This window comes from Vibrio sp. S457-15 (assembly GCF_000960545.1).
Lineage (GTDB): Bacteria > Pseudomonadota > Gammaproteobacteria > Enterobacterales > Vibrionaceae > Vibrio > Vibrio parahaemolyticus.
On the sequence record NZ_JYOQ01000043.1, the window covers coordinates 1 to 434 of the forward strand.

Below are 434 nucleotides of genomic sequence, written 5' to 3' on the forward strand. Positions count from 1 at the left end.
CCATTCCTTGTGTAGAGCTAATGTCCTTATGGCTTCGTGCGCCGAGCGCTTAGAATATCGATTGCCATTTTCTTTAATCACCGCATGCATTATATCTTTTTCAATTTCAGATACTTCTTTCGCAAGTTCTCTATATTTGCTGGGCGATGGCTTTAGTGTTTCAGGTTTTCCCTGTACTACTTTATAAAGAAGAAGAGTGATTTCTTGGGCATAATCTTGTGGTGATTCAGTTAATAGTTCTTTGTTTTTTTTAGTGAAGTTACTTATTTCATCAAATGCAAAAGTACTGTATTGATTGCCCAAGTTGTTGAGCCTGTATAGGTTTTCTTCCAAGTAACTGTCATAGTTATGAAGGTTTCTGTATCTATCTAATACATCAACTATTAACTTTGGCTTCTCGCGTGCTAAAAAGTCTATTAGAGATCTAATGTGCC

Annotated in this window: 1 pseudogene; it reads right to left on the minus strand. The window is 36.2% G+C overall.

Features of this window, described 5'->3' with window-relative positions:
* Nucleotides 1-333 (minus strand): annotated as a pseudogene (locus UF05_RS06060) (hypothetical protein); the annotation flags it as partial.
* Nucleotides 334-434: the final 101 nt, after the last annotated feature.